This is a genomic window from Novosphingobium sp. Chol11, from assembly GCF_945870625.1.
Classification (GTDB): Bacteria; Pseudomonadota; Alphaproteobacteria; order Sphingomonadales; family Sphingomonadaceae; genus Novosphingobium.
This window is the reverse complement of record NZ_CAMBTS010000146.1, coordinates 1-5,677: the sequence shown is the minus strand read 5'-3', so window position 1 is coordinate 5,677 and position 5,677 is coordinate 1. Positions and strand designations below refer to the sequence as shown.

At 64.9% G+C, this 5,677-nt stretch carries 7 protein-coding genes; 3 read left to right on the top strand and 4 right to left on the bottom strand.

The genetic code is table 11. The features are described from left to right. Positions 1–111 precede the first annotated feature (111 nt). Positions 112–240, top strand: coding sequence for a hypothetical protein (locus Q0O40_RS15145; RefSeq protein ID WP_295531736.1), 129 nt, complete (start codon positions 112–114; stop codon positions 238–240). A gap of 37 nt (positions 241–277) precedes the next feature. Here the strand turns inward: Q0O40_RS15145 and Q0O40_RS15140 are convergent, their stop codons facing one another. From Q0O40_RS15140 to Q0O40_RS15125, 4 genes are read right to left on the bottom strand one after another with little or no spacing between them, the layout of a single operon-like run. Then, the gene (locus tag Q0O40_RS15140) at positions 278–658 is read right to left on the bottom strand and encodes a DUF2794 domain-containing protein (protein WP_295531733.1); all 381 of its coding nucleotides are present in this window, start codon (positions 656–658) and stop codon (positions 278–280) included. Between the two features lie 2 nt (positions 659–660). Continuing rightward, entirely contained in the window at positions 661–1,404 is a 744-nt protein-coding gene (gene epsC / locus Q0O40_RS15135) for a serine O-acetyltransferase EpsC (protein ID WP_295531731.1), read from the bottom strand. A gap of 27 nt (positions 1,405–1,431) precedes the next feature. Continuing rightward, positions 1,432–2,070, bottom strand: a complete 639-nt coding sequence (locus tag Q0O40_RS15130) for an ATPase (protein WP_295531728.1) — start codon at positions 2,068–2,070, stop codon at positions 1,432–1,434. Positions 2,071–2,085: 15 nt separating this feature from the next. Next, positions 2,086–3,345 carry a heavy-metal-associated domain-containing protein gene (locus tag Q0O40_RS15125; protein ID WP_295531740.1) on the bottom strand — a complete coding sequence of 420 codons (1,260 nt, stop codon included), beginning with the start codon at positions 3,343–3,345 and terminating at the stop codon, positions 2,086–2,088. Between the two features lie 116 nt (positions 3,346–3,461). On the opposite strand from Q0O40_RS15125, the gene purM reads away from it, so the two are divergent. After that, positions 3,462–4,568: a phosphoribosylformylglycinamidine cyclo-ligase gene (gene purM, locus Q0O40_RS15120; protein ID WP_295531725.1), complete on the top strand. Its 1,107-nt coding sequence runs from the start codon at positions 3,462–3,464 to the stop codon at positions 4,566–4,568. Next, positions 4,561–5,502 (top strand): phosphoribosylglycinamide formyltransferase, encoded by a 942-nt coding sequence (purN, locus tag Q0O40_RS15115; protein ID WP_295531722.1) that lies wholly within the window; start codon positions 4,561–4,563, stop codon positions 5,500–5,502. The genes purM and purN overlap by 8 nt, the downstream gene beginning before the upstream one ends. The last annotated feature ends 175 nt before the right edge of the window (positions 5,503–5,677 follow it).

Below are 5,677 nucleotides of genomic sequence, written 5' to 3'. Positions count from 1 at the left end.
AGCTTCCGGTTCAGGGCCAGCTCCGCTGTCCCCAAATCCAGAAAGGAAAAATCACTGGCTTGACCTACGTCCCGTACAGCGGGACATAACTTCCACCCGGGTCACTTCTCGATGAAAATCCCGGGTCACTTCTCAACGCAAATCTACATGCTGATCTCATGCGGCTTCCTGATGGTCATTGTGCGCCGCATCACGCGCCATCAGCAATCGCTGTTCCAAACCGGCAGCGGCATCGGCTAAGCCGCCAACAGTCCGCTAGAGCGCGCCGCCCCGCGCTCTAATCCTCGACCACTTTCATCAGCTTGCGCTCCAGCGGCGAGAGCAGGCTGGCCAGCTCCTGCCCGCGTTTCAGCACTTGCCCGGCCTCGCCATAGAGCGCCCACATGCCCTGCTTGGCGCGCAGCGCGGGGCGTTTCTCGATCCGCGCGCTAGGCCGCTCGGCGGTGCGTTTGAATGCGCTGAAACTGGCGGCATCCTTGCCGAAATCGATCGCATAATCGCGCCACAGCCCGGCGGCGACCATGCGGCCATAGAGGTCGAGAATCTTGGTCAGTTCGGGCCGATCAAACGCCACCTGCTCCGCGCTGCGGGGCTGCGGAAAGGCGACAATCGTTGCCCCGCCTGCTTTCGTCCCCGCGTTCTCGCCTGCTCCGGCCACGCTTAGCCGCGGGCCTTGCGCTGGGCATCGCCGCTCGTCGGGGCAGGCGACTTCGCCTCACTCTCGCTCGCGCTCTCGCGCGCCGCGAGCAAAGCTGAAACTTGCGCTTTCAGGGTGGCGACCTCGTTTTCTAGCTGATCGACCCGCGCCAGATCGGCGGGTTCACAAGGCTCGCATGGCTCCTTGCAGGGGGTGCCATAGGGAATGAAATCCTTGAGCCAGGTCGCCACCGGCACCAAAGTCGATCGCGCTTTCAGGCCAACCATCGTCGCGCCTTCGGGCACATCCTCGGTCACCACCGCATTCGCGCCGACCCGCGCCCGCACGCCCACCGTGATCGGCCCCAGGATCTGCGCGCCCGATCCGATGATCGTGTTGTCGCACAAAGTCGGGTGGCGTTTGCCCGGCACGCCATTGGCCGGATTGGTCCCGCCTAGCGTCACGCATTGATAGATCGTCACGTTGTCATGGATCTCGGCAGTCTCTCCGATCACGGTAAAGCCGTGGTCGATAAACAGATGCTTGCCTATCTTCGCGCCGGGATGAATGTCGATTCCGGTCAAAAAGCGCGAAAGATGATTGATCACCCGCGCCAGAAAAAACAACCGCGCGCGAAACAGCGCATGCGCCACGCGGTGAAAGCCAACCGCCATCAGGCCCGGATAAAGCAGGATTTCCCAGCGCGAACGCGGCGCGGGATCGCGCGCGCGGATCGAGTCCAGATAGGCGATGAGGCTAACGAACATGCGCGCAATCTTCCCCTGTTTGGGCCGCTAAAGCAAGCGAGGTTGCAATTCGCCGCCGTGGACACCGTGGACCCGCTCCGTCAACGCATCCCGCACCAGCGATATGGTGACGGCGGCCTTGCGCTCAAGAGACAAGCGGTCGATTGTTTCCACCGTGGCTTCGGCGGCGGCATGGCTGCGCTCGATCCGGGGCATCAGGTAATCGAGCACCCCCTCGCCCAGCGCCAGCCCGCGCCGCGCGGCATGATCCGCGATCAGCGCGCGCAGCAATGCATCATCGGGCGCGCCGATTTCAATGAGCAGCGCCGCGCCCAATCGCGAGGCAAGATCGGGCAGTGCGGGTCGCCAAGCCCCCGCCGTCCCGTTGCGCACCATCAGCAGCGCGCGATCTTCGGCCTGCGCGCGGTTCCAGCGATGAAACACCGCGTCCTCGGGCAGGCTGTCGGCATCGTCGAGCGCATCGCCCATCCCCGATTGCACAAACCAGCGCGCGATCAGGCTCTTGCCCGAACGCGGCGGCCCGGTGAGCACGGCGGCGCGAAACGGCCAGTCGCGCGCCGCACCGAGCGCGGCAATCACCGGCGCGAGCGAAGGCCCGGTAACAATGGTTTCAGCGCTGGCCGCCGTCCGCAAGGGCAGCGCAATCTGCGATGTATTCTGAGCCATGGCGAGGCCGCGCAGTTACTTGCGGATCCGCAGCGCGGTTGCGCCCTGCGTCACTTTCCAACCGGCCGCGCGCAAACCAGCCGCCAATGCATCGATATCGCCGGCAAAGCTGACGCTCATCACCGAAGTGCCGCCAATCGCGATCGAACTGGTCGTCGCGCCTTTGACCCCTGCCACCGCGCGCACCCCGGCAAGGCCGCTGTCGACCGCAGCGCCATCGGGCGTGGCAAATTCCACGGTGATCGCGGTGAGCGCTGGCCCGGTGCTTTCGATGGCCGCCGCCGCAGGATCGGCGTCGCGCGGCCCCGCCTCGCGGACCGGGCCGAGCCGCGCCAGAATGCTCGCAATCGTCTCCGGGCTCAGCACCGGCTGCATCTCCAAGGTACGATCGGGAGCCAGCTTTCCGTCTGCCAGCGCCTGCGCATAGATCGCGTCGGTTTTCGCCACCGCTTCAGCCAGCATCGCGGGAAGCTTGTCTTCGCTGGGCGCGGTCAGCGCGAACGAATCCAGAAATCGGTTGTCCGGCCCATAGCGCGCGGTGAAAATGCCGCGCACCGGGCCGCCGGGCCAGAGCCGTTCGAGCCGGGCGGTGGGCATGATCACATCGGCTGCGCCAAACTGCCCCAGCAGCAGCCGCCACCAGTTGCGGCTGCGGCGCGAAAGCTGCCCCGCGGTCAGCAGCAGCGAATCGGCCCCGGCCCCGCCCGGCCGCACATAATCGATCACGCTGGTTCCGGTGCGAAATTCGGCCCACGCCTTCTGCCACGGCGTGCGCGTTTCGAACACCGAGGTTACGCCGCCTTGCGTCAGCACGGGGATCACCAGCAGCGGCGCCGAATGCGCGATCTGCCCTTGCAGCCCCAGCATTCCGCCGGTGCGTGCGCGGTCGAAGATCACCCCCAACGTCGCAATATAGCGGCGCGGCCCGATCTGCTCGCGTTCTACCACCACCGCCGAAACCATGCCATTGATCGTGCCATCATCGAGCGCGGGCGCGCCGCCCCCGCCGCCAAGTCCGTTGGTTTTCCAGAGCTTTTCCCACGCCTGGCGCTGCGCCTCGCGCCAGCCTTTCATGCGGGCGTCTTCGGCGCTTTCTCCCTGAACGTTGACCTCGATCCCGGTCACTTCAAAATCGCCATTGCTGGCAATCGGCGCAATCCCGCGCTCGCCCTCGATCTGGGCAAATAGCGCGGCTCCAGCAAGACCGATCAGCAACGCCAACGCGGCGGCGATCAGGGTCTGGCGGCGGGGCTTATCGTTCAGAATCGAGCGCACTGCGGCCAAGGGAACTCCATGAGGTCGGTTTGTCCACCGCCAAGCAGGTTTGCTCGGCGCGCTTTTGCCCAAAGGCAAGTGGAAATCCAAGCAGGAAAGCGCTAATCGCCTCGGTCATGGCAGCAAACGAAGATAAACCGCGCGGCTACAGCTATGCGCAGGCCGGCGTTAACATCGCCGCAGGCAATGCGCTGGTCCGCGCAATCGGCCCCTTGGCAAAGTCCACCGCGCGGCCCGGCGCCGATGCCGAGCTTGGCGGATTTGGCGGCTTTTTCGATCTGCGCGCAGCGGGTTATAGCGATCCCTTGCTCGTCGCGGCAAATGATGGCGTAGGCACCAAAGTCAAGCTCGCGATCGATCACGATCGGCACGATGCAATTGGCATCGATCTGGTCGCGATGTGCGTCAACGATCTGATCGTTCAGGGCGCGGAGCCGCTGTTTTTCTTGGATTACTTCGCCACTGGCAAGCTTGACAATGGCGTGGCCGAACGGGTGATCGCGGGGATTGCCGATGGCTGCAAGCTGGCCGGATGCGCGCTGATCGGCGGCGAGACCGCCGAGATGCCGGGGATGTACGCGCCCGGCGATTATGACCTCGCGGGCTTTTGCGTCGGCGCGGTCGAGCGCGGCCAGCAATTGACCGGCGATCATGTGGCAGAGGGCGATGTGCTCTTGGGCCTCGCCTCATCCGGCGTCCATTCCAACGGCTATTCGCTGGTGCGGCGGCTGGCGGCGGACAAGGGCTGGAAGCTGGATCGCCCGGCGCTGTTCGACATGGATCACCTGCTCATCGATCTCTTGATCGAGCCGACGCGGATCTATGTGCAAAGCCTGCTGCCGCTGCTGCGCGCGGGCCGCGTCCACGCGCTGGCGCATATCACCGGCGGCGGCCTCCTCGAAAACGTGCCGCGCGTGCTGCCGCGCGGGCTCCACGCGCGGATTGATGCAGATGCGTGGGAACAGCCGCGGCTGATGGCCTTCCTCCAGGCGCAGGGCCAGATCGAGCCTGCAGAAATGGCCCGCACCTTCAATTGCGGCCTCGGCATGGTGCTTGCGGTCGCTCCCGCAGAGGCTGCATCCCTTAGCACCGATCTTGCAGCAGCGGGCGAGACCGTTCACCGCATCGGCGAAGTTGTCGCGGGCGAAAAAGGCTGCACCGTGTTCGGCAGCGACGAGGCTTGGTCTGCCCGTGCACCTTGGGAAGCGGTGCATCATGGCTGACCGGGTTCCGGTCGCCGTCTTCATCTCGGGCACGGGCACCAACATGGCCGCGCTGCTCTATGCCAGCCGCGCTGCAGACTGCCCTTACGAAATCGTGCTGGTTGCCTCGAACAACCCTGCCGCTGCGGGATTGCGGCTCGCCGCAGCCGAAGGCACCGCGACCTTCGCGCTGCCCCACAAAGGCATGGCGCGCGCCGATCATGATGCCGCGCTTGAGGCGCAGGTTCTGGCCAGCGGCGCGCGTTTCATCGCGCTGGCAGGCTACATGCGCATCCTCAGCCCCGAATTCGTCGCGCGGTGGGAGGGCCGGATGGTCAATATCCATCCCTCGCTGCTGCCCAAGTACACTGGCCTCCAAACCCACGAACGCGCGCTCGCGGCGGGTGACGAGCACGGCGGTTGCACCGTGCATCTGGTCACTGCGCAGCTTGATGAAGGCCCGATGCTGGGCCAGACCGCCGTCGCCATCCTGCCCGGCGATGATGCAGACCAGCTCGCCGGCCGCGTGCTGATTGCCGAACATCAGCTCTATGCGCGCTGCCTTGCCGCGCTGGTCACGCGCGAAACCGATCCGGCCCACCTCATCGGTGAAGTGCGCAAACATGCCATGGCGCTACCCGAAGCGGAAGAAACCGTCAGCCACGGCATGGCCTGCTTCGGCATCGTGAAGGGCAAGAAATTCGCCTACGTCAACGCCAACCATCACGGCGACGGCCGGATCGCGCTGCTGGTCAAGATCAGCGGCCTCGACGAGCAGCAGCACTTGATCGAGACCGACCCCGCGCGCTTCTTTCGCCCTGCCTACTTCGGCGACGGCTGGATCGCGATCCGGCTCGATCTGGGCGATACCGATTGGGACGATATCGCCGAGAGCTTGCAGCGCAGCTGGATGTCTGTCGCCCCGCGCAAGCTGGCAGCAATCATGGAATTCTGAGCTAGTTTCCGAGCACTTTGCTCCCCTTAGAGCGTTTTCCACAGCCTCTGAATCGCGAAGGATTCCAGCGGCGTTGAAAATCTGATTCATCCTGCTGGCTGGGCAGGAGGCCAGCATGGATGGCCAGAGCTTTATCTCAGGATTTGCGTGATCGGGTCGTAGCGGCGACAGATGA